The sequence below is a fragment of the Boseongicola sp. genome (assembly GCA_014075275.1).
Taxonomy (GTDB): Bacteria; Pseudomonadota; Alphaproteobacteria; order Rhodobacterales; family Rhodobacteraceae.
In genome coordinates this window covers 2,619,562-2,645,105 of the sequence record CP046179.1, presented here as the reverse complement: position 1 = coordinate 2,645,105, position 25,544 = coordinate 2,619,562, and the positions used below count along the sequence as shown (strand labels likewise).

Annotated in this window: 14 protein-coding genes and 3 pseudogenes; 9 read left to right on the top strand and 8 right to left on the bottom strand. The window is 57.2% G+C overall.

Features of this window, described 5'->3' with window-relative positions; genetic code table 11:
- Positions 1-15: 15 nt before the first annotated feature.
- The 3 genes and pseudogenes from GKR98_13320 to GKR98_13310 all read right to left on the bottom strand — a co-directional run bounded on the left by GKR98_13320 (position 16) and on the right by GKR98_13310 (position 4,976).
- Complete coding sequence (locus GKR98_13320; GenBank protein QMU59081.1) at positions 16-1,731, bottom strand: D-lactate dehydrogenase; 1,716 nt, start codon at positions 1,729-1,731, stop codon at positions 16-18.
- 11 nt (positions 1,732-1,742) lie between these two features.
- Complete coding sequence (locus GKR98_13315; GenBank protein QMU60103.1) at positions 1,743-3,803, bottom strand: TRAP transporter large permease subunit; 2,061 nt, start codon at positions 3,801-3,803, stop codon at positions 1,743-1,745.
- A gap of 123 nt (positions 3,804-3,926) precedes the next feature.
- A pseudogene (locus GKR98_13310) lies at positions 3,927-4,976 on the bottom strand (C4-dicarboxylate ABC transporter).
- Between the two features lie 333 nt (positions 4,977-5,309).
- Between GKR98_13310 and GKR98_13305 the strand changes: the two are divergent.
- The 9 genes and pseudogenes from GKR98_13305 to brxL all read left to right on the top strand — a co-directional run bounded on the left by GKR98_13305 (position 5,310) and on the right by brxL (position 19,005).
- On the top strand, positions 5,310-6,086 hold the full coding sequence (locus GKR98_13305) for a GntR family transcriptional regulator (GenBank protein ID QMU59080.1): 777 nt from the start codon (positions 5,310-5,312) through the stop codon (positions 6,084-6,086).
- Between the two features lie 365 nt (positions 6,087-6,451).
- Complete coding sequence (locus tag GKR98_13300) at positions 6,452-6,652, top strand: helix-turn-helix domain-containing protein (protein QMU59079.1); 201 nt, start codon at positions 6,452-6,454, stop codon at positions 6,650-6,652.
- A 155-nt stretch (positions 6,653-6,807) separates the two neighbouring features.
- Positions 6,808-7,695, top strand: a complete 888-nt coding sequence (locus tag GKR98_13295; protein QMU59078.1) for a WYL domain-containing protein — start codon at positions 6,808-6,810, stop codon at positions 7,693-7,695.
- Between the two features lie 16 nt (positions 7,696-7,711).
- Positions 7,712-8,197 carry a BrxE family protein gene (locus tag GKR98_13290; GenBank protein ID QMU59077.1) on the top strand — a complete coding sequence of 162 codons (486 nt, stop codon included), beginning with the start codon at positions 7,712-7,714 and terminating at the stop codon, positions 8,195-8,197.
- Positions 8,194-8,982, top strand: a complete 789-nt coding sequence (locus GKR98_13285; GenBank protein ID QMU59076.1) for a DUF1819 family protein — start codon at positions 8,194-8,196, stop codon at positions 8,980-8,982. Before GKR98_13290 ends, GKR98_13285 begins: the two co-directional genes overlap by 4 nt.
- The gene (locus tag GKR98_13280; protein QMU59075.1) at positions 8,963-9,538 is read left to right on the top strand and encodes a DUF1788 domain-containing protein; all 576 of its coding nucleotides are present in this window, start codon (positions 8,963-8,965) and stop codon (positions 9,536-9,538) included. The genes GKR98_13285 and GKR98_13280 overlap by 20 nt, the downstream gene beginning before the upstream one ends.
- 27 nt (positions 9,539-9,565) lie before the next feature.
- Positions 9,566-11,704 (top strand): annotated as a pseudogene (brxC, locus tag GKR98_13275) (BREX system P-loop protein BrxC).
- Between the two features lie 2,742 nt (positions 11,705-14,446).
- Positions 14,447-16,912 carry a PglZ domain-containing protein gene (locus tag GKR98_13270; protein QMU60102.1) on the top strand — a complete coding sequence of 822 codons (2,466 nt, stop codon included), beginning with the start codon at positions 14,447-14,449 and terminating at the stop codon, positions 16,910-16,912.
- A 5-nt stretch (positions 16,913-16,917) separates the two neighbouring features.
- Positions 16,918-19,005: pseudogene (gene brxL / locus GKR98_13265) on the top strand (BREX system Lon protease-like protein BrxL).
- 13 nt (positions 19,006-19,018) lie between these two features.
- Here brxL and GKR98_13260 read toward each other — a convergent pair.
- From GKR98_13260 to GKR98_13240, 5 genes are all read right to left on the bottom strand, one after another.
- Entirely contained in the window at positions 19,019-19,270 is a 252-nt protein-coding gene (locus tag GKR98_13260) for a hypothetical protein (GenBank protein QMU59074.1), read from the bottom strand.
- 162 nt (positions 19,271-19,432) lie between these two features.
- A complete protein-coding gene (locus GKR98_13255) occupies positions 19,433-20,107 on the bottom strand; it encodes a DUF882 domain-containing protein (GenBank protein ID QMU59073.1) in 675 nt (224 codons plus the stop codon).
- A 72-nt stretch (positions 20,108-20,179) separates the two neighbouring features.
- Positions 20,180-20,470: a hypothetical protein gene (locus GKR98_13250; protein QMU59072.1), complete on the bottom strand. Its 291-nt coding sequence runs from the start codon at positions 20,468-20,470 to the stop codon at positions 20,180-20,182.
- Between the two features lie 19 nt (positions 20,471-20,489).
- Positions 20,490-21,566 carry a DUF2793 domain-containing protein gene (locus GKR98_13245; GenBank protein QMU59071.1) on the bottom strand — a complete coding sequence of 359 codons (1,077 nt, stop codon included), beginning with the start codon at positions 21,564-21,566 and terminating at the stop codon, positions 20,490-20,492.
- 8 nt (positions 21,567-21,574) lie between these two features.
- On the bottom strand, positions 21,575-25,543 hold the full coding sequence (locus tag GKR98_13240) for a hypothetical protein (protein ID QMU59070.1): 3,969 nt from the start codon (positions 25,541-25,543) through the stop codon (positions 21,575-21,577).
- Position 25,544 lies beyond the last annotated feature (1 nt).

Sequence of the window (25,544 nt, the reverse complement as noted above, 5' to 3'; positions counted from 1 at the left end):
GCCTGAAACAGAGGGCTAAGGTTCTACGGAAAAGCTATGGCAAGCACCGGTTTCTTCGTAGTTCCTTGAACGCGATGTTAACCCTATGCCCGGGTTAAAAGAGTTTGTTGGATCACAGGCTTTGTAGTGGGCTACGAGATCGGGTTTGGCTTTGTAAAGATGCCCAACATTGTGTTCGGCGGGATACTCGGCGCCGCGCTCATCAAAGAGTTTCAGCATAGCCGCTTTGATCGCCTTCGGGTCAGCGCCTTTTCTGACGATATAGTCCTGATGCATGACGTGGCACATGAAGTGGCCGTAATAAAGCTTGTGAACCAACTGCTGGTCGATCTCTGATGGCAGGTTCTCGGTCCAGTTGGTCTCGTTTCGGCGGAGCGCGACATCAAGCGCAATAATGTCTTCAACTTCGTCGGCATGAATTGCCATATACCGGACGGCCGCACCCGCTGCCGCAAACCGGTGAAGCCCCGCGATCTTGGATTCGGCAGGTGTGCATTTAAAATATTCGGCGTCGCGGTTCGCCGTGAATTCAGGCAACCAATTGGCGGCTTCATCAATACCGGCATTATTCATTTTTAGGATTAAATGGTGCTCAAACTTATCGCGAAACTCGATCATCCGTTTTGGCAGAATTTCCGGCCAGACGCGCGACGCAAGTTGCATGACACGGTCGGTGAAGTTGCTCATCCACGGGAGTTTGCGCAATCGCGCATCTATCGCTCCCTTCAGCGCAAAGAACATCGGCAAGCGGTCTGTGCCCAGTTTGTCGATCATCACCACCGTATCCTTGCCGTAAGTTTCTGTGATGTCGAAAACCTCACGGTGTACATATTCGGCCGAAACGGGAAGTGACTTAAAATCGGATAGAATGTGTTGTCGCAGATCAGTAAGATCAGCAGGGTCATTGCATCCGATATAGAAGACTTTCTCGGTTTCGTTTTTCGGAAATGTATCAAGTCGCACTGCGAATACAGCGAGTTTGCCCGCTGACCCGGAGGCTTCGAAAAGCTTGTTCTTGTCGGCATTAAATCTAGCAGGCGTATCCGCATTCACATCACGTACGACTTGTGCATAGTCGCTGGCCGAAGCGCGCATGTTCGTCTGAGTGGGGGTCTTATCGAATGCACCATTTTCAAGGTTCGTCAGAATTTCTTCCGGTGTATCGCCCAACTCAATTCCCAGATGATTGACCAGTTCAAGTGCACCACCTGAGCCGACGCGCGCATGAAGTGACAGCTCGGTATAGGCCGGCCCCCGCTCTACCAGCGATCCGCCCGAACTATTGCAAACGCCACCAACGATTGACGCGCCGATGCAGGAAGAACCGATGACCGAATGCGGCTCGCGGCCCAGCGGTGCCAGAAGTTTCTCAAGCGCAAAAAGTGTCGATCCGGGGAAGCTGATGACCTGTCTTCCTTCGCAAAGCGTCATCAGCTTGTCCATCCGCCGGGTGTTGATCAACACCACGTCCCGGTCGTAGTTGCCGCTTGGTGTCGAGCCTTCGGTCAAACCAGTATTGGCGGCTTGCATGATGACAATCTTGTCCGCTTCAACGCTTGCTTGCAGGACTTGCCACTGCTCCAGCAGCGTTCCCGGTCGCAGAACACAAAGTGCTTCTCCTTCGCCGGAGCGAAATCCCCGGCGAAACCGTTCCGTTGCTCGTTGCTCGGTCAGGACATGGCGTCGACCCACTATATCGCGAAAGCGTTCGAGAAGAGCTTCATTGGTCATTTCATCGCCTCTCAATAGGCGACCGAGGGAAGCCACGTCGCGAGATTGGGCCAGAAGAAGACGAAAGCCAGGCCAGTTAACTGCAAGATGACAAACGGAATAATCCCGCGATAGATGTGCATCAGCTTTATCTCGGGCGGACAAACGCCCTTTAGGTAGAACAAAGCAAAGCCGACAGGTGGCGTCAGAAAACTGGTTTGCAAAGTTACAGCTACCAGGATCACGAACCAGATAAGCGCAGGCTCGTCGACCACGCCATATCCGGGGATGTCGATACCAAGACTGTTGATGATCGGGCGCATCAAGGGAAGCACGATCAACGTGATTTCGATCCAGTCCAGAACGAACCCCAAAAGGAAGACGATGAACAATATGAAAAGCACCGTGCCATTCGGGCCAAGTCCGGTGGACAAAACGACATGCTCGATCAACTCGTCGCCGCCCAGTTCACGCAGGACATAGGAAAACACCGTCGCGCCAAGGAATATGGCGAAAATATAGGCTGTAGTGTTGAACGTGGCTTTCAGCACGTTAACCAACTTCGCAATAGTGAGTTTGCGATAACCGATTGCCAGAAGCATTGCGCCCAATGCGCCAATGCCTGAGGCTTCGGTCGGTGTCGTGAGACCCGCAAAGATCGACCCCAGAACGGCCAGGATCAGCGCGAAAGTTGGGATGACGGCAATTAACACGTCATTGACCGCCGCCCAATCCGGACGCACTGCTCCTTCGGGCACTGGTGCCACGTCGCGTTTGATGAGCGCGATGATGAAAATGTAGGTCAGGTAAAGAAAACCGATGATCACACCCGGGAAGACCGCGGCCATGAACAAGTCCCCTACCGACAACGCCATTTGGTCGGCCATGATAACCAGCATAATTGACGGTGGTATCAGGATGCCCAAGGTCCCCGACGCAGACACCACGCCGGCAGCTAAGGTTGGTGCATATTTTTGTTGCATCATGGATGGCAGCGACAGCACCCCAAGTAGCACCACCGACGCACCAATGATGCCCGTCGACGCCGCAAGAATAATCCCGATCAATGTGACGGTTATCGCCAGGCCGCCACGCACGGTACCAAACAGCCGTTGCATAGATCCCATCAGGCGTTCGGCAACACCGCTTTCGTCCAGCATCAAGCCCATGAAAATAAACATCGGCAAAGCAACCAGCACGGCATTCGACATGGTTGCGTAAACCCGGTTCACCACGGCGCCAAGTGTAAGATAATCAAGGCCCGTGAACGTGGATTCCAACCCGGTCCAAAGCATCAAGTCGTTGTCGAACAGATAGGCCAGCCCGCAGAAAGCGACGCCAATCCCGGCCAGCACCCATGCAACCGGGAAGCCGGAGAACAACAGGGCAATGAAGCTTAAGAACATGGCTATGACGAGCTTTTCTTCTGTCGTCTCAACGAGGAAGGTCAAAGCAACACAGATCGCCACAAAAACAGCCATGACCAGCAGAACCCGCCGAAGCCCAGCGCCTTCGCGTTCGGATGCAGGTCCGGTCATTAGCGCGTGAAGGTCGTGGATCAAACGCGCGAGCGCAGCAAAGGCCAACAAAACAAAACTGATCGGGATGACCGCCTTGAAGGCCCAGCGCGCCGAAAGACCCGTCGGGCTATCTGAGCGTTCATTTACGCGGAAACTTTCGTAGAAATAGTCGTATCCCTGATCGATCATAAGATAGATGAAAGGCACCAAAAGGCACAGGATACCGACGACTTCGATGATGCGCTGGGTCCGCCGCGATAGCTGCATGTGCAGGACATCGACACGAACGTGGCTGTCCGTGACAAGCGCATAGGAAATGCCAATCATTGTGACCAGGCCGTAGAAGTGCCACTGAACTTCATCGAGCTTTGGATAATTCTGATTTAGAAGATACCGCAGACTTACCTGCGAAAAAATGGCTGTAATCAAAAGAATATTAGCCCACATCACCACCAGGCCGACGGCCTTTACGCCCTTGTCGATGCCCACTGCGATCATTTGTCGATCTGTTTCGGGATGCTCTAGGATCCCTTCGTAGGCCTCAACTGGATCCTTTACTTCACTGCTGACCATCATTCTTCCTCCCTCTGCGACCTGCGAAAAAACCGTCTCCCTCGCCTGTCCGAGCCCAATGATTGAAAATCTAGAAAATCGGGAATTGGGGCGGCAAAAACTGCCGCCCCAAGCCAAGCAAGATTAATTGCGTGGCAAGAACGCGTTGTCTTTCCAAACGGCATAGCCGTCACGGAATTCGTTCATGTCACCCAGAACCTTTGCGAAGAACGCATCGTTTGCGGCTTCTATTTCGGCAATGGCGTTCCAGGTTGTGCGGAACGTGTCGAGCATTTCGGGAGACCATTTCTTGATCGTTACGCCATTGTTTTCGACATTGTCGATTAGTGCGGCGTATTGGATGGCCTCACCTTAAGCAAAGCTATCAGCCATCGATGCCTTACAAGCGTTCTCGATGATAGCTTTGTGCTGATCCGTTGCACCGTTCCAGACGTCTTTGTTGACGAGCAGTTCGAACACGGTAGCTTGCTGATGCCAGCCGGGGAAGTAGTTGAACTTGACCAATTTGTGGAAGCCAAGACGGGCATCGATGGCAGGCATCGAGAACTCGGTCGCGTCGATGGCACCCTTTTCAAGAGCTGGGAAAATCTCACCGCCTGGAAGCAATGATGTTGCAACGCCCAGTTCCTGCATAACTTTGCCGCCAAGTCCGAAGAAACGCATCTTCAGACCGTCCAGGTCCTCAGGAGAGTTGATTTCATTGGCGAACCAGCCGGATGTCTCAGGTGCGATTACGGCGCAGGGAATGACCTTCACGTTGTAACCAGCCTGGTCGTACATTTCCTGATAAAGCGTCAGGCCATTTCCGTAATACATCCAAGCCATGTATTCGCCCGCTTCGGGACCAAAAGGCACAGCCGAAAACAGCGGAGCGGCTGGGATTTTGCCGGCCCAGTAACCGGCAGTAGTATACCCTGAATTGATCTTGCCCGAGCTCACAGCGTCAAGGATCTCAAACGGTGGAACCAGTTTGTTCGGCTCATAAACCTTCATCCTTAGTGTGCCGCCTGACATCAGCTCGACCTGCTCTGCAACACGAGGGATCGGAGATCCAAGACCCGGCAACGCAGATGAGAATGCGATCGGCGTTTTAAGCAAAAGCTTATCAGCCGCCAAAGCGGGTGATGCGAGAATGCCGGCTGCAAGGGCCAGGCTCGTCAGTGTCGTTTTCATAAATTTCCCTCCGGTTTTTCGGAACTCTTGTCCCGTCCAATGGCGTGGAACTCCCGACGCCCTGGTATTGGTAAATATTATTGACCACCTAATATAGTCAACAACTTTATTTACCACCTTACTCATTCAAGACGCAGCGAGAAGATTGCTGAAGGGGGCATGAAACACGCCATCGGCTGTGTTTCTCTTGAATTTTTGTCGTTTTTATTGTCATTTAACAAATTGTTACAATGGAATCGAATTTTCCACCCAATGGGTTGATATTCCAATCAAAGAGGTTACTATATTTTACCAATATAAACCAATTCGGACAAACGGACGAGGCCAATTAACATGACCCCAGCGTCACTTTTCGAGCCAATCGGGCACGAATCACTGTCAGAAGCTGTGGTTGCGCAGATCGAAGATCTCATTGCATCCGGCATACTAAAGCAGGGTCGCAAGCTGCCATCCGAGCGCGACCTGGCCGATACTCTTGGCGTTTCAAGGCCAAAATTGCGCGAAGCACTTCAAATCCTTGAAGAGCGGGGCCTGGTCACAACCCGCCACGGCGAAGGAACCTTTGTCGCGGCGCTGACCGGACAGGCCATGTTGCCCGCCCTGCTTGCTCTTTATGGTCGTCATGAGCCGGCTTTCTTTGATTATCTCGAGTATCGCCGGGAACAGGAAGGTTTTGCGGCCCGACTTGCGGCTCAACGGGCAACCAGTTCTGACAAAGAGCGGATTGCTGGGATTCTTGAAGAAATTGAGCAGGCCTGGAAAGACAGCAACTCCGAAGCCTCTCGACAGGCCGACTTTGCCTTACATACCGCGATTGTTGACGCCAGCCAAAATGCAACGCTGATCCACATGATGACGTCCATATACGAACTTACAAAACAAGGCGTATTTTATAACCGCGATTTTCTGAAAACGATTGACGGGTCGGGTGAAAAGCTTCTTGAGCAGCACCTCAACCTTGGTCGGTCTGCCATAGATGGAAATGCGGACGAAGCTGAAAAAGCGGCACTGGATCATATTGACTTTGTTGAGCAGTCATTTCGACTGGGTATCGAACAGCAACGGCGCGAAGCAATGGCAGAAAAACGAAGGATGGTTTCTGGAAAGTAGTGCCCACCAACCTGATAGTATGCAGTGAGGCGCCGAGTTTGGCCATTCGGCGTAATCTTAGTGGGAACAGAATTCGATGGCGGAGGGAATGCCTCGAACATTAAATCGGCTGTTTTGGCAGTTCGGATCGTGTCTAGACGCCACGAAAAGCCCTGAAATTTTGAGAAAAATGTCCGACCCCATTCCGATGGGTATCGCGCTGCCGCGAAGGGTTCGACATGTTTTCGACGGGTTGCGCCAATTCACGCCCGCCCCGCCTGTTTCAAACATAGCCTCCGAGCACGCAACATACCGACTTGAATAGGTTTTCTTCTCGCGCCTTCGTTCTGGTGCGACCAAAGTGAGTTGCGCAAAAGGAGACGAAAATGAGCGAAGTATGTCTGAGTCAGATCGAACTGGCGGCTCGATGGAAAATCAGCCACCGAACACTTGAACGATGGCGTTGGGCCCAGGAAGGTCCGCGTTACCTGAAGATCGGTGGCCGGGTCGTGTACAGAGTGTCCGACGTCGAGGCCTTTGAACGAGAGGTTCAGAGCTTTCCGGACGAGCTACCGGCCGAAGGCTGAGCAGTCTACCTCTCCCCTCCCAAGGTCTCGGCATCGCGAAAAAGACAATCACACGAAGCATTTCGATTGAACACGACATGACTCCCCGCTAGCGTGCAGCCAGCACAAAAAATGGGCGCGCATATTAATCAAACGCGCCGAGTCGGGAGTGCGAAGTGGAAAGTGACAAATCGGAGCTTCGTTGGGGAGTCGCGCAGCGCCTCGAGTTCATCGAGTTCCGATTGTTTTGGGAGGGGCGAGTGAACCGCAGCGATTTGATGGAACAGTTCGGTCTGTCGGTGAACCAAGCGTCCGCCGACCTGAACCGCTACATCGGCTTCGCTCCGGACAACATGGTCTATGACAAGAGCGCGCGGACGTATGTCCGTGGTCCCGACTATGCTGCACAGTTCCTGAAACCTGACGCCAGCCGCTATCTCGCACAGCTACGGTCCTTGGCCGATGGCATTATGGACAGCGACGATACCTGGATCGCAGAACTGCCATCCTATGATGCTGCGCCAACCCCGGCCCGTGGTGTAAACCCTGTCACTCTGCGATCCGTTGTCGGTGCGATCCGCCGATCCGAGGCCATCGAGGTTAAGTATCAGTCCCTTTCGCGTCCCGAGCCGAGCTGGCGGTGGATCGCACCTCATGCCATCGGGTTCGACGGCTTCCGCTGGCACACGCGGGTCTTCTGTCAGATGGACGAGGTGTTCAAAGACTTCCTGCTCTCTCGCATCATCTCGACGCGCAGCGTGGAAGCCAGTGATGTCACGGACGCAGCCGATAAGGACTGGCAAGAGCATGTCACGCTAGAGATCGGCCCCCACCCAGAGCTGTCCGAAAGCCAGAAGAAAGTGATCGCGCTCGATTATGGAATGCGAGATGGCAAAGCGAAAATCCAAGTGCGTCGGGCGCTTCTCTATTACGCACTCAAGAGACTCGGGCTCGACAACAACTCTCAAACCCGCCCTCCCCAAGAGCAACAAATCGTCTTGGTGTCCCCAATTGCAGGCCTGGCACCGCAGTTCTATAGAAAGAGAGGGCTAGATGGTTTCTAGTGAGCAGTCTGATTTGATGCAGCAAATAATAGAGCTTCGATATCTTGTCGGTTTCCTTGGCGAGAAATCGCAGTGCAACTGGTGGCCTACATCGTTTTACGAGGCGTCGAGCATTCGGTTTCTCGAACCGGTGTTTTCGCGAACAGCGCCTCTAGCGCAGTACCATGGCGCAGTTGAGGCGGCACGTCGGTTCCACGACGAAAACTTGAGCGTGGGCTCATTCCATATCTTTCGGCTTCCAGAAGAGATCGAACAAGACCTGCACGAAATGGTGCAGGCGCGACTACTCGAGCTCTTCGATCCCGTCATGATCGTTGATCAGGCGGCGGCTCTGAGCGCTCTTTCGAAGATCAGCAATGGAACGGCTGATGAAGCCGTCGGGCCTGTTCTGGTTGGAAAAATCGACGAACTCCGCGAATCCGCTCTTATGGAAAAAGTTGGTGCAATCTACCGAATGGCGCTGTCATCCGACACGCAAGCTCTTCCTTACTTGGTCGCATGATGGAACGGGCGCCATACACAACTCAATTGCAGGCAGGGCTGGGTCTTGTGAACGAGACCAGAGCTCTTCTCGAGTTGTGGTCACCTGGCATGTCAGCGAGCCAGTTGCATGATATTGCTCTGAAATCTGGGAGATTTCCGGAGATTACTGCGCGACGCCTAAGAAACATTGTCTCAGAATGCTTCGCGCCGCGTTACCTTACGGCCGATGGCGAGCCAGCGCTACATTTGAAGAAACTATCCGCCGAACTCCCTGCATCAGAGCTTATTCAGCTCATGCTCGTCTTTACAAGCCGAGCAAACCCCATTCTTGGCGACTTCATTCGCGACGTCTACTGGGCACGTTATGCGGGTGGCTACCAAGAGATATCCAGCGAAGACGCACGGACGTTCGTGGAACGGGGAATTGATGATGGTAAAACATCAAAACGGTGGTCTGAATCGACGATCCGACGAGTGTCTGCATACCTAACCGGATGTTGTGCAGACTACGGTTTGCTTGAACGCGGGTTACGGTCAAGTCGGCGCATTCTTCCGTTTCGGATTTCAGCCACGACGAGCGCATATCTTGCCTACGAGCTCCATTTCCGTGGCTTTGGCGACAATGCCATTCTGAACCATGATGACTGGAAGCTCTTTGGGCTGGAGCGGGACGATGTGCTTGAAGAGATGAAGCGTCTTTCACTGAAAGGTCTCATCATTATCCAATCCGCGGGAGATGTCGTGCGGGTCGGCTGGAAGCAATACGACATGGAGGAGCTTTGCGATGTCCTCGCTAAGGGCTGACTTTGACGAACTTCGTGAGAGGATTCGGCATGGCCGCGAGCTCGGGCACGCGAGCTTCGAGCCGATCTACTACCTCATCTTTTCTCCGGAGCAGATTTTGGAAGTTAAGCGGCAAACCCCAGCTTGGGAGGCCAAACTGCACCAAGAAGGATGGGATGTGCACGTCTTCTCGGTGGCCGAAAATCTATGGGGACTTCTGCAGGAAGACCCCTTTTGGTCACTGTGCGTTCAACAAGACAAAGCTTCCCCAGGTGATTGGGCTCGAACGAATCTGGCGCTAGCAGATATTGTTGCGAATGGTGGCGGCCTATTGCGCAGGCTGGAGGACGCTCTGAAGCCCCTTGAGGGCAACCCAAGCGCATTGCTTTTGGTCACAGACCTTGAGGCGCTGCATCCTTTCCTCCGAATTGGCGCGATCGAGAGCCAACTCCAAGGCAAGTTTCATGTGCCGACGATCTTCCTCTACCCGGGGGTTCGCACCGGCAAGACCCGCCTCAAGTTTCTGGGTTTCTACCCCGAAGACGGCAATTACCGCTCTGTCCACGTTGGCGGCTAGAGGCAGAAAGGTTTCAGGGATACCAAAATGAGCATTAGATCTCTCTTCGATCCAAGCAAAGACATCTACAGGACCATCGAGAAGGTCATCACTTATGGCGCTGCTCAGGAAGACCGCCTGAAGTCGGAGATTGCCGAATACGTTGTGACTGAAAGCATAGAGGAGCAGTTCAGACGGCTTCTCGATCGCATGCAACTCGCAATGGAGACAGGCGGCGAAAATGAAGTGGGCGTGTGGGTTTCCGGCTTCTATGGATCGGGCAAAAGCTCGTTCACGAAATACCTTGGTCTCGCGTTCGATGACCAGCGCACGATCGAAGGAACGCCTTTCATCAAATATCTGCAGGATCGTCTGCATAAGCCGCAAACCAAAGCTCTGCTGAACACGGTTGCACAGCGTTTCCCCGCGGCAGTTGTGATGCTCGACCTGGCAAGCGAAATGCTGGCAGGCGCGACGATGGAGGACGTGTCCACCGTTCTCTACTTTAAGGTGCTTCAATGGGCTGGCTACTCTCGCAACCTTAAGGTCGCGGCATTTGAGCGAATGGTCGAAAAAGATGGCCGTACCGAGGAGCTATATCGTCTCGTCGCCGAAGCACTGCCAGGAGCGACATGGGATCGCGTGCAGAACAACCCCCTCGCCATTGATGGCCTAATCCCAAAAATCGCGCACGAGATGTATCCGGCGTTGTTCCCAGAGGCGAAGAGCTTCTCCTCGAGCACAGAAGGATTCTTTCAGTTTGAAGACCAACGCGTCCAGGAGATGATCGACATTGTTCGCTCCAAGAGTGGCAAGCAGAACATCATCTTTATCGTTGATGAGGTGGGTCAGTATGTTGCCTCCCGCGACAACCTGATCCTCAATCTGGATGGTCTTGCCAAGAACCTGAAACGTCTCGGAGATGGCAAAGCCTGGATCATCTCAACGGCCCAGCAAACGCTCACGGAAGACGATCCACGGGCCGCACTCAACTCAGATAAGCTCTACAAGCTCAAGGATCGTTTTCCGATTCAGATCGATCTGGAATCCAGCGATATTAAGGAAATCTGCTACCGGCGCCTGCTTGGAAAATCACCCAGCGGAGAGGAGCAACTTGGGAAGTTGTTTGACGCGCATGGTCAAGCGCTTCGACACAACACGAGGCTTCAAGATGCGAAATACTACGATGCCGACTTCAGCCGTGAGACGTTCATAAACCTGTACCCCTTCCTTCCCGCGCACTTTGACATTCTTCTCCATTTGCTCGGTGCACTGGCCAAGTCGACCGGCGGAATTGGCCTGAGATCAGCCATCAAGGTCGTCCAGGATGTTCTGAAGGGTGAAGGCGGATCAACCGCCATGGCAGATCAACCGGTTGGCTGGCTTGCGACGACCGTTACGCTCTACGACGAACTTGAGAAGGATATTCGACGAGCTTTCCCGTCTGTACATCAGGCTGTCGGCAAGGTGCTCATCCGTTTCCCGGATGGCGACCTCCATCAAGACATTGCGAAATCAGTCGCGGTTCTCCAGATCCTCGGAAATTTGCCGGTCAGTGTTCAGAATGTCGCGAGCTTGATGCACCCTTCGATCACCTCAGCGTCCCAACTCGACAAGGTGAAGGAAGCTGTTGATGAGATGCTGGGAGACGTGCTGGTTCCGCTCGGAGAGAAGGACGGAAACCTTGTCTTCTTGAGCGAGAAACTTCGCGACATCGAGCAAGAGCGTGGAGCCTTGGCACTTCGCTCTGTCGATGTTCGGCGGATCTTTAGCGACTCTGTTCGTGAAGTATTCGACCCTTTGCCAAGGGTCAGCCTCCACGGGACTTTGGCTGTTGCGTCCGGGATCAAAGTTCAATCTGGCAGTGCCGTAACAAGCCTTGCTGGAGATCAAAGCACCGTCCAGACGGTCCTGGAGCTGATGGCTGCCACCGACTACGACGCGGCGCGCAATAGGATGCTCGACGATTCTCGCAGCCGTACCGGGCGGAACATCATCGGCTTGCTTGCCCGCTCAAACCCAGAAATGGACGATTTGGCAAACGATATATATCGGTGCCAACGCATTGCCGAACTTCATCGGAACGAACCCGACCAGGAGGTACGCGACTACTGTTCTGGCCAATTGGACAGGGCGGCCACCGACACAAAGGCTGGGCTCGACCGCATCGTGCGCGAGCAGGCCTTCACGGTCTTGAACCGCCTTGCGGCCCTTAGGATGGCCGAGGCCCGCGGGCTGCTGATGGACAGCGTCGGCAACGGCTACCAGGCCAAGGGGTTCCAGCTCTACGCCCGTCTGGCAGGCACCGGCCTGGGTGAAACCGGTGACGCCTACCGCGTCTATCTCCAGAGCGTCTTTGACGAGCTGTCCCAAGACTTGCCCGGCCTCTTCGACCGTTTCTCGCCCCAGGGGCCGCCTGTTCCCGCGTGAGGCCGCCCTGATCCAGGTCCTCACCCTCATCAACCACGGCGAGATCGAACCGCTCTGGGCCGAAGATGAGACGATCGGCTGGATCTACCAGTACTTCAACTCGAAGGAAGAGCGCAAAGCGATGCGCGATGCGTCCCAGGCGCCGCGCAACAGCCGCGAGTTGGCGGTGCGCAACCAGTTCTTCACCCCGCGCTATGTGGTGGAGTTCCTGGTCGACAACACGCTGGGGCGGCTCTGGTTCAACTGGACCGGTGGACAGACCGGCCTGCGCGACCGCTGCCAGTACCTGTTGGTGAAACCGGACGAGCAGCCCGAACCCGCCAACCGCTTGCGCGATCCGCGTACGATCAAGCTGCTCGATCCGGCCTGCGGGTCGATGCATTTTGGGCTCTACGCCTTTGATCTGTTCCTGGAGATCTATCGCGAGGCATGGGCGTGGGAGCAGACCCATGGCCCCGGCTGCCTGAACTCTGAGACCGGCGGCAACGCTGATCTGAAATCGCTCAGCCAGACCTATGCCGACCAGGACGCATTCCTGCACGACGTGCCGCGGTTGATCATCGAACACAACATCTACGGCGTCGATATCGACCCGCGCGCGGCGCAGATCGCGTCCCTGGCGCTGTGGCTGCGGGCGCAGCGCGCCTGGCACGAGGCGGGCGTGAAGGCCAAAGACCGCCCCCAGGTGGGGCGTGGGCATGTGGTGGCGGCCGTCGCGCCCCCGACTGAGGTGGACCTGCGCAAACGGTTCATGGAAGAGCTCGATCCCCTGGATGCAGAGCTGTTTGAGAAGACACTGTTTCTGCTCAAGAGCCTGCCAGAGCTTGGGGTGCTATTGCAGGTTGAAAAGGAATTGCCTGCCCTTGTGCGCGCGGTCTTCGGCAAGCATGGCGACCTCTTCCGTGAAGAGGACATGGCGCAGTGGCAGAAGGCTGAGACGCGTCTACAAGAGGCCCTCACCGAGTTTGCACGTGCCGCGCGTGCCACATATCAGGGGCGGCTGTTTGCAGAGGATGCGCTTCAGGGCCTTCGGATGATCGACCACTGCCGCGAGGTGTTTGATGTGGTGGTGATGAATCCGCCCTTCGGTGCTCTGTCGGCAGGAACAAAGACACAATTGGGCAAGGCATATCCACGAAGCAAGAACGACCTTTTGGCGATTTTTGTAGAGCGCGGCTTGGAGGTGATGCGAACGGGTGGACGGCTCGGCGCAATTACGTCACGTACCTGTTTTTTCCTCTCAAGCTTCCAAAAGTGGCGTGAGGAGATTGTGCTCGGGATAGCTCAACCGGAAGTCATGGCGGACCTTGGTCACGGGGTCATGGACGATGCAATGGTCGAAGCAGCTGCGTATGTTTTGGAAAAACAGGCATGACTACATTCGTACGCCTCATGACCGAGAAGCACAAAGAAACAGGCTTTCTGGAAGGTTGCTCGGCGGTTCGTTCTGCTGGTGCGGATAGTAGAGTGTTTGAAGTTGACCCCGAAGCATTCAGAGCGGTGCCTGGCGCTCCTTTTGCGTATTGGGTCAGTACGAATTTGAGATCTTCATTCGTCAGTCATCCGGCTCTTGAGGCAATGGGAAGAGAGGCGCGTCGAGGTCCGTCGAGTGGGAACGATTTCTGGCGCATTCGGCTGTGGCATGAAGTACTTGGAACCAGCGCCATAGACTGGCGACCCCTAGCAAAAGGTGGGGCTTACTCGCGCTTTCATTCGGATATCCATCTGGTTGTCGCATGGGACCAAGAAAGGGAGACCTTCCATTGTTTTTTTGGACGCCCAGGCCGCGAGACCGAAAGAGTCGAGGCAAGCGCATATTTTTTTAGGCCAGGGCTGACTTGGCCGCGCCGCACCCAAGGTGGTCTCAGTCTCCGAGCTTTACCACAGGGGTGTATATTTGCGGACAAGGGGCCATCTGCGTTCGTCGCCAATGATTCCCCGATTGAGCTTCTGGCTTTACTTGCTGTTGTAAACAGCAAAGCATTTGGCGTGCTGGTTTCTTTGCAAATGGCGTTTGGGTCATACGAAGTCGGGGTTATACAGAAGACCCCAATTCCTAATCTAAATTCCGACCAACGAGCTGGCCTCGCAGCGTTGGCGCGTCGCGCCTGGTCGCTAAAGCGAACTCTAGGGACAATAGACGAACTCTCGCACGCGTTCCTCTTACCGGCTGCATTGCGCACGCATCTTGGGGACTACGACCCGCCAGCCATCGAATCTGAACTGGCCGAGATCCAGGCCGAGATTGATGACATCGCCTTTGATCTCTACGGGTTCAGTGACGCAGACCGCGCCGCGGCGCTTGGGTCATCTGGTGCGGTGAGCGAAGATGACGGAGTCGAGGATGCGAGCGAAAGCGACGATGACGATGGTGCCGACGCGGTCGACCAAACTGACGGTTTGCTCAGCTGGGCCGCTGGCGTCGCTTTCGGTCGCTTCGACTGGCGCGTGGCCATCCGAGACACCGTTTTGCGTCCCCGCCTTCTGCAGGCGGGCTGCATGGTCGTCTATGACCCCGATCACCGATACCACGACCTGTGCTTGGGACTTGGCGATGAGCGCATCCGGGTGATCGACGCCTCTGAAAGCAGTATCGAGAGCCGCCAGGAAGCGATCATGGCTCTGCGCGAAGTCGGCAAGGCGAAGCGTGAGATTGACGCGCTGGTGGTCTATGTCCCGCAGAGGCGCACGGAAACCGATGAGGAAAAGCAGGCGGACCCCTTTTCGATTTACGCGCAAAGCGGAGCGGTCTTTCCCCAGGACGATGGCGACGACTACCTGAGCCTTTGCCTGCGTGCGAAGCCAGATCATGCGACGGAAATACGCCGCATCTTCGCAGGCTCGCCTAATGGCCCGTCCTTCCCTGTGATCGATGCGATTGGCGGTGGTGCCAGCTGGCCACAGCTAAGGGCCGCACTGAGAGTCGAGTCCGGCCGCGAAATCCTGACAGCGCTCTTGGCACCGAGTGCCAAGCAAGCTGACGCCCTCAAGTCGCAAGAAGGCTGGAGCGATGAAGCCCGGGAATTCCTGCGCGCGACCTTGGGTATGAGCGTCAAGACGCGAGGCAAGACCTGGACGTCGATCGCCGACGAACTCTGGCGGTTCGTTCTCTTCAGCGAGTTTGTCTTTGATCTGCCGGTTGTATTGCCGGAGTCTCTCAAGGGCGTTCCTCACTCCCCGATCGAAGCAGAGCCGATCGTCAAGGATGTGTGCGATCGTCTCCGCACCAACCCCGCAACTCGGGACATCTACATTGAGCGCGCAGAGGCAATCGAGGTTGAACTCTCTCTTCCAGAGCAGTGTCGCGACATCGATGACCTTGGCGATCGCGATACGTTCCCGTTTGAGGAACGCACTTTCCTCAAGGCCGCGATCAAGGGCATCTCGTCCAACGAAACTGACACGACCCGCCGCATCATTGGCCGCCACAGGAATTCTGTCTGGCTCGGCAAAGGTGAAAGCCAGGCGCAGTGGGAATTGATCCGCACTGGCCTAGCGCTGATTGAATGCTGTGACGACAACGAACGCCAGTTACCGGAACATGCTCGATCACAAGCTGATTTGCTGGATTTCTATCTTGGAAGCCTGCGAGAAGCGGACCGCCTTCAACGCGAATTTGAGCAGGCGGTTGGGGACTTTCTCGATCCCCACGGCATCATGCACGAAGTCATTGACCAGGCCCGTTTCCGGTATCGTCGCCTGGCGGAAAAAGTCCAAACAATCTTCACAAAGCACATCGAGAGTGCGGGTTGGCCTCCTGAAGGCAGATTGGCCAATGCGGACGTCTATGACCGACTTCTGGCCGACCGCCTGAAGGAAAATGGACGAAAAGTTGCTTACCTCATGGTCGACGCCCTACGGTATGAACTTGGCGTAACACTTGAAAAGCAGCTGTCTGAGGACGGGCCAGTCGAGCTGCAGGCTGCCTATGCTCAATTGCCAACGATAACCCTTGTCGGTATGGCCAGCCTTCTTCCTGGTGCCCGCACACAGCTGTCGCTCGAGATCGAAAGCGACGCGCTGGCCCCAAAACTTGGAACGGCCAAGGTTGGGAACGTCACCCAAAGAATGGATGTGCTTCGAAAGAAACTTGGTGATCGGTTCCAGGAGATGCCTCTGGGCGATTTCGTTCGTGGAAAGCCGAAGATCACGCCCACCGTTGATCTCCTGGTGCTGCGATCGACAGAGATCGACAGTCAGCTCGAAAGCAATCCTGAGACAACACTCGGCTTAATACCAAGCACTTTGAAACTCATTCGTGTCGCCCTGCACAAGCTGCGTGGAATGGGGTTCAAAGAGGCCGTGATTGTCACCGATCATGGATTTTTTCTAAACGGTCACGCTGCAGCTGGTGACGTTTGCACCAAGCCACAAGGAAATTGGCCGATAAATGCGCATGACAGGGCCCTGCTTGGAAATGGAAACAGCGACTCTCACAGTGTTGTTCTAAACTCTGAGAAGCTTGGTATTCGAGGCAGCTTTGCACAGGTTGCGCTCCCCAAGAGCATGGCTCCCTACAGAGCTGGACATCTTTACTTCCACGGCGGAGCTTCCTTGGCGGAGGCCGTTGTACCTGTGATCATTGCGCGCCTCGATAATGAAGAGCACGCGAGCGCCGCTAAAATGAGTGTCGAACTCAACTACAAAAACGGCGCGAAACGAATTACGACACGAGTTCCAGTAGTGGAAATTGCATTGGTTTCTGACGACATGTTCTCTCAAGAGGAAAGTGTCGAGGTCCTTATCGAAGCCCAGGACGGAAAGGGGAATGTGGTTGGTGAGCCGCGAGCCGGTGGCGATGTAAACCCCGCAACACGCACAATCACGTTGACGCCGGGCCAGCGCAAGCAGATCGCGCTACGAATGGATCCTGACTTTGAGGGAAAATTCTCGATAAAGGCCCTGAACCCAACAACTCTAGCGAGCCTAAGCGCGCTGAATCTTGAGACGGACTATACCGTATGAATGATATGGACGAACTGGACCAGAGCCTCACGTCAACCTTCGATGGCAAGGTGGTTCGAAAAGATCTGCTTCATCGGATTAAAAAGGGCACAAACGTCCCAACATTCGTGCTTGAGTTTCTCTTGGCGCGATACTGCGCAAGCGACGATCAGGCTGAAATGGATGCAGGTATGGAAGCCGTTCTTGCCACCCTTCAGGATAATTACGTAAGGCCCGACGAAGCCAATGCCGCTCAATCGAAGGTGGCAACCAAGGGAAAGCACCGCTTCATTGATAAGGTTCACGTTAGATACGTTGAAAAAGAAAAACGGCACTGGGCATCGCTGGAGAACTTCAATTCCCAGAGAATTGCAATTGGCGAAAAATTTTATAGGGACAACGAACGGCTCCTCGAGGGTGGAATTTGGGCTGAGGTAACACTTTCACATAATGACATCGAGGAAGATGACTACGCGTTCTACATAGAAGACTTGCGCCCGATTCAGCTCTCGCGCTTTGACTTTCAGCAGTACACAGATGGCCGCAGCGCATTCACCCGAGATGATTGGCTCAACGTCATCATGAGATCGGTTGGCTTGGAACCGTCCAAGCTTTCTCAACGGGTCAAAATGCACTTCGTGGCCCGTTTGGCCCCCCTTGTAGAGCCCAACTACAACTATATCGAGCTGGGCCCTCGCGGAACCGGGAAGTCGTATTTCTTCAGTGAGTTTTCGCCCTACGCGACGCTCATTTCTGGCGGTCAGGCAACAAAAGCGACGCTGTTCTATAACAACGCACGACGTAAGGTTGGTTTGGTCGGTTACTGGGACACCGTGGCATTTGACGAAGTTGGGGGGATCAAGGTCCGTGATCCGGATACGATCCAAATCATGAAGGACTTCATGGCAAATGGACGATTTTCGCGCGGCGCGGAAGTCATCGCTGACGCCAGTCTCAGTTTTGTAGGCAACATCGACCTGTCCGTGAGCCAGGTCGTCAACTCGACAGAATACGACCTCTTTCAGCCGCTGCCGCCCGAACTTGACCTGGCAATAATGGACCGGTTCGCAGCATATATTCCTGGCTGGGAGTTCCCAAAGAACAGCAGTTCATTTTTGACCAGCAGGTAAGGATTTATAACAGACTATCTTGCTGAGGCATTTCATTATCAATTCAAGCACACGAATAGATATGAAGAGGTGAATCGACGCATTCGGCTTGGGCAAGCTGTTGAGGGGCGTGACGAGAAGGGCATCAAGAAAACCGTTGCGGCGTTCCTGAAGATACTTCATCCGAATGGCGCACCAAGTGATGATGAATTCGAGGAGTATGTAGCGTATGCGATGGAATGCCGCCGTCGGGTAAAAGAACAGATGAACAAGCGCAAACCAGATGATGAGTTTGCCTTAATTAATCTATCGTACTTCAATTCAGATGGGACAGAGGTGGTTGTTTATTGCCCTGAGTCAAAAGACGCGGCAGCCACTCAGGAGCCAACAAGGAGAAGGCTCAACGTTTCTGAGCAGACTGAAGCCCAGCCCAATGATAAAGAGACATCGTCCAATCCGGCCCCTGAGGTTTCGAATAGCGAAACACCAGCTGTGGCGCACGGGACAAGCTCTAGTCAGCCCCAGGCTCGCGAACAGCACTTCAACATAATGTATGGAGACACGGGGCACAGCTACGAGTCAATTCTTGGCCCATATCTTTTCGGCGCGAAGGCGGTGGTGATAGAGGATCCCTATATCCGGCTTCAGCATCAGATCCAAAACTTTGTCAGGTTCTGCGAGACAGTACTTAAATCGGGAACGGTAAAGAAGATAGAGCTCGTCACGGGTTATGATGATCGGACACAGCTTGCAGAAATACACGAAAAACTTGATGACTTGAAACAAAGCTTGCTTGAAGTGGACGTCATACTCGATGTCAAGCTTAACCCAAACATGCATGATCGGGAAATTCGGCTGGACAACGGCTGGGTAATAAAAATTGGCCGGGGTCTTGATTTTTATCAGCGTCCTACGAGTTGGTTCGAGGTTGGGGTAAACGATCTAAGCCTTCGAAAATGCCTGGAAACCAAGGTCGACATTTATAAGGTCGAAACTGACAACTAGCGCGCTCTCGGTATCATCGGCAGTTTCGTGCCTGGTCCCGCAAAACTGCATAGTCGCCCACCATCTCGACCACGGCCGAGCCGTTTGGCAACAACTCCAATTCCTCGGCCGCTCGCACCTGAAACGCCCGGCTGTATTCCACGACCGGCGGACATGCCGCGGTACCGCCTTGTTCAAAACCTGCCGTCGCGCAGCCGATCAACCAAGTCGTCGCGATTGCGAGGACGACGAGCCGCCGCCTCCAGCATCCGGCGTTGGATATCATTAGACTTCTCCCTGGTTTCAAGGCGTTCTGCCAAGCGTCCGACGCGCTCTCCGGATCGGCGGATCGACAGAAGGAGCAGAAGGATGGCCAGCGCGATTGCACCCTAGCGAAGCGCGGATCTCGCCCACGGATTGACGGCGATCCCGCCGAGAATGCTAGTGATCATCTCTGCCCCCGTTTCCAGTCATCCAGCCGCGCGTAGATCGTGACTGCGACCCCACCGAGCGCCACGGCGATGAAAACCCAGCGAAGCGTGTCGAGGTATGGCACCAGCGGCAGAACGGCGGCCTGCGTGTCAGCCAGAACGCTCTGAGCCACCTCGACGCCAGCCGCGCCAAGCGTTGCGACACCGGCGGCCCCGCCGCCCTTTATGGTGCGGCTCTGTGCCAGCACCTCGCGCGCGGGAGGCAATTCCTCGGCGAAGGCAGTCGCGCGGACCGGGAAGCGATCGCCCCATTGGCGCGATGGGCCAAGATCGACATGGATGAAGCCCGAGCGCGGATAGAAGCCGAAGCCGAGAAACCCAACCTCGCGCGCCGCCGCCTCGAAGGCCACCGGATCATGGTTCGACATGGCAATGTCGAAAGCAGCGCCGCCCATGTGCTTGGAACGCGTTGCGCCGCCAACGGCGCGGTTGTGCTCCGGGCTGCGATAGGCGGAGCGAACGATGAGCGGCTTACCCAGCCGGTCGCGCAGCGCCTGCAGCTTGTCGAGCGCGGGCTCGTTGATCAGCAGTTTGCCGGTGCCGCGGCAGGCGATTTCGGCGGGGGAGAAGTTGGGCCAGCGCCAAGTGCCCTCGGGTACATCGCGCCAGTGGTCATAAAAGGTCGTGGTCATGGTGTCCTCCAGAAACGAAAAACCCGCCACATAGGCGGGTCGGTTGGGCTGATGGTTTTGGATTGGGCGCAGCTACGGAGCACCGCCGAAGATTTTCAGCTTGATGGCGATGCCCGCGAGCAGCGCCAGCATCACGCCGGTGGTGATCATGCGGACGGCGGTCTGCATCGCCGTTCGCCGCACCAGACGAATGCAGTCCACCAGGGAGCGCAGATCCCGGATGTCGAGCGCGGCCTCATCGCCGTCGAGGCCGACGTCGGCGAGCGCGCGCTTGGCGCCTTTCTCGGCAGCGCGTGCCAGCATGGCCTCGAACTCAGCGTCGGGCATGCGCACAAAACCCTGGTCGGATCGAGGTGGTGTCATGGGCTATTCCTCCCGCCGCTCAGCCGACCTTGCAGCCCCAGAAGGACGTGTGGTCGGCCGCGAAATACCCGTCTTGAGCGCGGAAATACCCCTGCAGTTCTACAGTGTCGCCTGCAGTCAGCGGCACCATGGTTTGCAGCCAGATGGCGGTGGCCAGCGAGACATGGGTGGCGGAGCTCTCGCCGAAGGAACCGCGAATCTCCGTTGTCCCGTTTAGCACCAGCCGCCCGCGCATCCGGGCCGAGGTGCTGGAATTGACCTTGTAGAGCAGCGTCGCGCCGAAGAGGTACGTGCCGTCCACAGGTGCTGTGAAGAGGCCGGTTCCGGCATCGAAACAACCTTGATCGTTGTAGTCGGTGTTGTTGAGGCCGATCTTTGTCCAGGCTCCAACGCCCACGTAGTTGTCGTAGTTCGTGTAAGCCTTGAAGCGCGGCAGTTGCGGCTGCTCGACGATGCCAGTGGCGTTGTCGACGCTCAGCCCGTCGAAGAAAGTGCTGCCGTCGGCGGACACAGCGAGGCGAAAGCGGTCGGAGCCGAAGAGGCCGACCAACGCCTTTGTCACGAAGTTAGTCTGGAGGGTCAGGCCGAGATCGTCACCCGCCGCCTCCTTGTTCATGGTGTAGAAAAGATCGCCGGTCCCGCCCTCGGCTACTGTCTTCGCCGTCCAGAGCGCAGCGTTGAGCTTGGCTGAGAATGGGTTCGAGGTGTCGGCGGTGGTGCCCAGCCCTAACAGCGCGAGGTTCTGCAGCGCATTGGGCGTGGTTCCGATCCAGGTCGCACCGTCGTAGACCAGCAGCAGCGCCTCGTCTTCGACCCATACCCGCCAGCCGGTCCGGGGTGGCAAGCGCATCCATAGACCGTCGGTGAACAGCGCTACGTTCAGGTCCCATCCCGCCCAGTCGCCCGTTGCGCCCGAGCCGACGATGTAGCGGTCGCCATCAGCCGGGCTGCCTGGCGGCGCGGCCAGATCACGGTCGAGAACAGAAAGCTGTACGAGCCCATCGAGCAGTCGCAGGGCCTCGTTGTGGGTGACATACTTCTGGGCCTGCGCGGCCAGAATGTAAGGGAGCAGCAGGTTGGTCGTGGTGTCGGACATAGCGGTCCTCAGAGTTGGAGCGTGACGGTTTTGGCGGCACCCCGCCCGATCAGGGCGGAGAGCTGGAAGATGCGGATTGTCAGCGTGTCGCCGGGCGTGACCAGCGCGCCCCAATCGGCAGTTTGTTGGGCGGCCGTGTAGATCGCGCTGGTCGTGGTCGCGCTCAGCACCCGCTTGACCGTTGCACCATCGAGGGTCTCGACCTCATAGGCTTCAACCTCCTCGACCAGGGGCACCTCCACCGCGCCCCAGCTGTCGGCCGAGAGCGCTCGGGATCGGCGCGTCCAGCGGATTGTCAGATCGCTGGGAACGCGTGGCGTGCGCCACGGCTGCTCGACATGGGCGACGGAGAACGGCCGCAGTCCGGCGCCCTCGGGCGTGAAGCTGGCCGCAACATAGGTCTCGTCGCTGACAGATCGGCTTGCCGGACCGATGCGCCAGTTCCAGGGAAGGCCGAGATCGCCCTCGGAAATCGGCAGCGACGCGAGCGTGCTGTCCAACACGACGGCCCGTGCACCCGCAGGTGCCGGGTCGGCCATGGCCGCTTCCGTGCCGCGCTGGCCTCGCAGGAGCTGCGTCAGGCGATAGCGGTCCGGCGCAATCAGGTCCGCCACGCCCGCTTGCACGATTTCCCAAGTGCCAGGTGCGCTCTCGATGGCCAGCGCATTGGCCCCACCGAACAGCGTCAGGTCCGTGACACTTTCCAGCGTACTAGAGAGCAGATCAACTACGAGCGCATTGCCGAGATCGAAGCGCGAAGTCGGTCCTCCATAGAAATCCGACACCAGCGTCCCGATCTGGGCACGGCCGCCAAAACTGGTCAGCAGCTCAAACCCATCCGTCGATGGGCTGCGGAACACTGCCATCTCGCCCGGCCAAGGAACGGCATGGGCCACGACAAACGGGCGATGGGCGGGCTGATCCTCGGTCAGCTGTGGCAGGTCCATCAGCATCACCTCAGGCGCGCCGAACACCACGGCCTTTGACAAGGACGACGGTCGTGGTGATCCGGGCGGCAGGTCGTGGGCCTCGCGATCCTGGCGGACCGCTTCAATACCTCGCGCCTCGGCATCCGCTATCGAGACCAACCGCAGCGGAATGTGTCGCCCGTCATGTTCCAGCGTCACGACGTCCGCCGGATCCAATGCCAGCCGCGAGGGTGGCAAGCGAAACGCGGCTGTCTCCCGCCCGGTCCAGGCTTCCATCAGCGCCCGGCGGCAGCGCCGTTCGGCTTCCTCAGGCGGGACTGCCATGGGGAAGGACTCCGAGGCAATGCGGGTCGTGTCCACGGTGATGCGCCGCGCCTCGACGAGGGCGGCGTCATAATCCTCGTCGGCACGCGCGACCTGCCATTTCAGGGCCTGTGGCAGTTCCGTCTCCTGCGCGCGGGTCAGTTCCAGCACATCGCCTTCGCGGGCCGCCACCAGGTCTTCGTGCGTCACGCTTGCTGCGGCGGCGCGCCCGCGCATCACAAACCGGATCATGCCCTCGGTCTCGACCGCGTCGAAGCCGAAATGCCGCGACAGCGTGGTGATCGAGGCGCGCGGGCTTTCGAGCGCGCCAATTGCATATCCCTCGACCGCGCCCCAGAGACCGGTGACGTCGATCCGGGCTTCCGGCATTCCGGCTCGCAGGCAGAGATGCCGGACCAGCGCAGCCAGCGACACCGCGCCGAGCCGCCCCGTCAGCCAGTGCCCCAGCCGCCAGTTCGCGCCGTCTGTCCAGACGTCGGTCAGTGCCGGGAAGAACGGATAGGGCCGCGCGTCCCAAGTCCAGGCGGCGCATTCAGGTACATGCACCATCCGGCCGCCGTAGATGCCGGAGATCGGGTTGTTCGAAGCTTCGCCCCACCAGAGATATGTCGCCTCGAGATAGGTGCGCTGGATGGCGTCGTCGCGCCAACCCCGCGAGAAATGCGGCGTGAAGCTCTCCGACGACTTCGGATCGAAGAACACATTGGGCTGGTTCGTGCCGCGGTCGATGGCCGGGCAACCCAGCTCAGTGAACCAGACGGGCTTGGATTGCGGCACCCACGCGGTCGGCGTCCCGCTCTCCATTCCGCCCGGACGGTTGTAATGCGCACTCGACCACCAGGCGCGCAGATCCTTGTAGCGGAAGACCCACGGCTTGGCCGCCACACCATCGGTGATCGGGGTACGGACCTGCGCAGTGCGGTCAGCAGCCGATGCATAGAACCAATCGAAGCCTTCCCCGCCCGCGATGTTTCCCTGCAGGTAGGCGCGGTCGTAGATCGCGGGCCAGCCCTCGGCCGCGTCGAGATGCTCGAACCCGTCGCGCCAGTCCGACAGCGGCATGTAGTTGTCGATCCCGACGAAATCGATTTCCGGATCGGCCCAGAGCGAGTCGAGGTGGAAGAACACGTCGCCCGAGCCATCGCCCGGCTGGTGCCCGAAATACTCCGACCAGTCGGCGGCGTAGCCGATCTTCGTCCCGGACCCGAGGATCGAGCGCACATCCGCAAGGAGATCTTGATAAGCCTGCACCGCAGGATAGGTGGCCGCACCCGAGCGGATCGTGGTCAGCCCCGGCATCTCGGTGCCGATCAGGAATGCGTCGACCCCGCCCGCCGCCGCGCAGAGATGCGCGTAATGCAAGACCATGCGCCGCAATCCCCAGTCGCCGGAAGGCCCGGTCCACGAAACCGACTGACCCGCCACGCTGAAGCTGGCGGGCATTGCCTCGCCGAACAGCGCCGACACCTGCGTGGCGGCCGTGGCGGTCTTGTCCACTGTCCCAGCATACCCCGCCGCAGGCGAACAGGTGATCCGACCCCGCCAGGGAAAAGCGGGCTGGCCCGTCTCGGCGGCATTGTCGGAATACGGGTTGGGAAGGCTGTTGCCGGGTGGCACATCCATCAGGATGAACGGATAGAAGGTGACGCGCAGGCCGCGCGCCTTGATCTCCTGAATTGCCTGCACGACAGCGAAATCGGCGGGCGTGCCACCATAGACCGGCCGATCCTGATCGTCGCGGCTGACCAGAAAGGCATTGGCCCGGCTGACACCATTCACAGACCAGGTCGACGGTGTGGTGGTCTTGGCGGTGACCTCGACACCCGGCCGCACCTTGCAATTGCGTGCCCGCAGATCGTCTCCGAACCAGGCAACCACCAGTGACACACTCTCGACCTTCGGTGCCATCGCCTGCAGCCGATCCAACGCCACCACCATGTCGGCGGTATCGGTCAGCGCATTGAGGTTTTCGGGCTCGGACGATCCGCCACTGCCTTTGCGGATGCCCTGCGTGGCATAGGCGAACTCACCTGAGGCCGGGATCATGGTGACCGCTTGCGTGAGACCCTCCGCCGTGTCCAGATCGGCCAGCGGGCGGAACACCTCGAAACTCAGCTGCGGGATGCGGTTGCCGTAATTCCCAAGCGGAAGGTCTTCGAAAACGACATAGGCCGTGCCGCGATAGGCCGGTGTGCTTAATGCCCCCATCTTGGCCGCGATGAACGGATCGACCGTCTGCGCTTCGTCTCCCGGATACCAGCGCCAGGTGATCCCGGTGGTATCCAGCAGCTTGCCGTCGGCCCAGATGCGGCCAATGCCGGTGATCTGCCCCTCGCAAAGCGCGACGGCGAAGCTCGCATAGTAGAAATACTCGGTGGTCTTGACCTTGCCGCCACCCCCGCCGCCCTTACCGCCACCCTGCGTGGTCGTCTTGGTCTCCTCGCGGAAATCCGTCGCCCAGACGATATTGCCGCCGATCCGCATGCGGCCGTAAAGGCGCGGGATCACCGCCCCTTCGGTGGCCGAGGTGATGCGCAGATTGTCCATCCGCGCGCCTTCGATGCGCTGGGTCGGCGCGAGCGAAGAGATGATCCAGCTGTCGACAACCGATCCGATGGTGGAGCCGATGAAGCCGCCAATGGTGGCGGCGCTGACGCCGAGGATCGCGCCGCCAATACTGCCGCCAATGGCAGCGCCAGCGGCGCCGAGAACGAGGGTGGCCATG

Bases quoted from the DNA above. Each gene is read 5' to 3' on its own strand.
- GKR98_13280 (QMU59075.1), top strand. From the start codon at position 8,963: ATGTCCTCGCTAAGGGCTGACTTTGACGAACTTCGTGAGAGGATTCGG.
- GKR98_13240 (QMU59070.1), bottom strand. From the start codon at position 25,543: ATGGCCACCCTCGTTCTCGGCGCCGCTGGCGCTGCCATTGGCGGCAGT.
- GKR98_13300 (QMU59079.1), top strand. From the start codon at position 6,452: ATGAGCGAAGTATGTCTGAGTCAGATCGAACTGGCGGCTCGATGGAAA.
- GKR98_13260 (QMU59074.1), bottom strand. From the start codon at position 19,270: ATGATATCCAACGCCGGATGCTGGAGGCGGCGGCTCGTCGTCCTCGCA.
- GKR98_13285 (QMU59076.1), top strand. From the start codon at position 8,194: ATGATGGAACGGGCGCCATACACAACTCAATTGCAGGCAGGGCTGGGT.
- GKR98_13245 (QMU59071.1), bottom strand. From the start codon at position 21,566: ATGTCCGACACCACGACCAACCTGCTGCTCCCTTACATTCTGGCCGCG.
- GKR98_13255 (QMU59073.1), bottom strand. From the start codon at position 20,107: ATGACCACGACCTTTTATGACCACTGGCGCGATGTACCCGAGGGCACT.
- GKR98_13305 (QMU59080.1), top strand. From the start codon at position 5,310: ATGACCCCAGCGTCACTTTTCGAGCCAATCGGGCACGAATCACTGTCA.
- GKR98_13250 (QMU59072.1), bottom strand. From the start codon at position 20,470: ATGACACCACCTCGATCCGACCAGGGTTTTGTGCGCATGCCCGACGCT.
- GKR98_13315 (QMU60103.1), bottom strand. From the start codon at position 3,803: ATGGTCAGCAGTGAAGTAAAGGATCCAGTTGAGGCCTACGAAGGGATC.
- GKR98_13290 (QMU59077.1), top strand. From the start codon at position 7,712: ATGCAGCAAATAATAGAGCTTCGATATCTTGTCGGTTTCCTTGGCGAG.
- GKR98_13320 (QMU59081.1), bottom strand. From the start codon at position 1,731: ATGACCAATGAAGCTCTTCTCGAACGCTTTCGCGATATAGTGGGTCGA.
- GKR98_13270 (QMU60102.1), top strand. From the start codon at position 14,447: ATGGTCGTCTATGACCCCGATCACCGATACCACGACCTGTGCTTGGGA.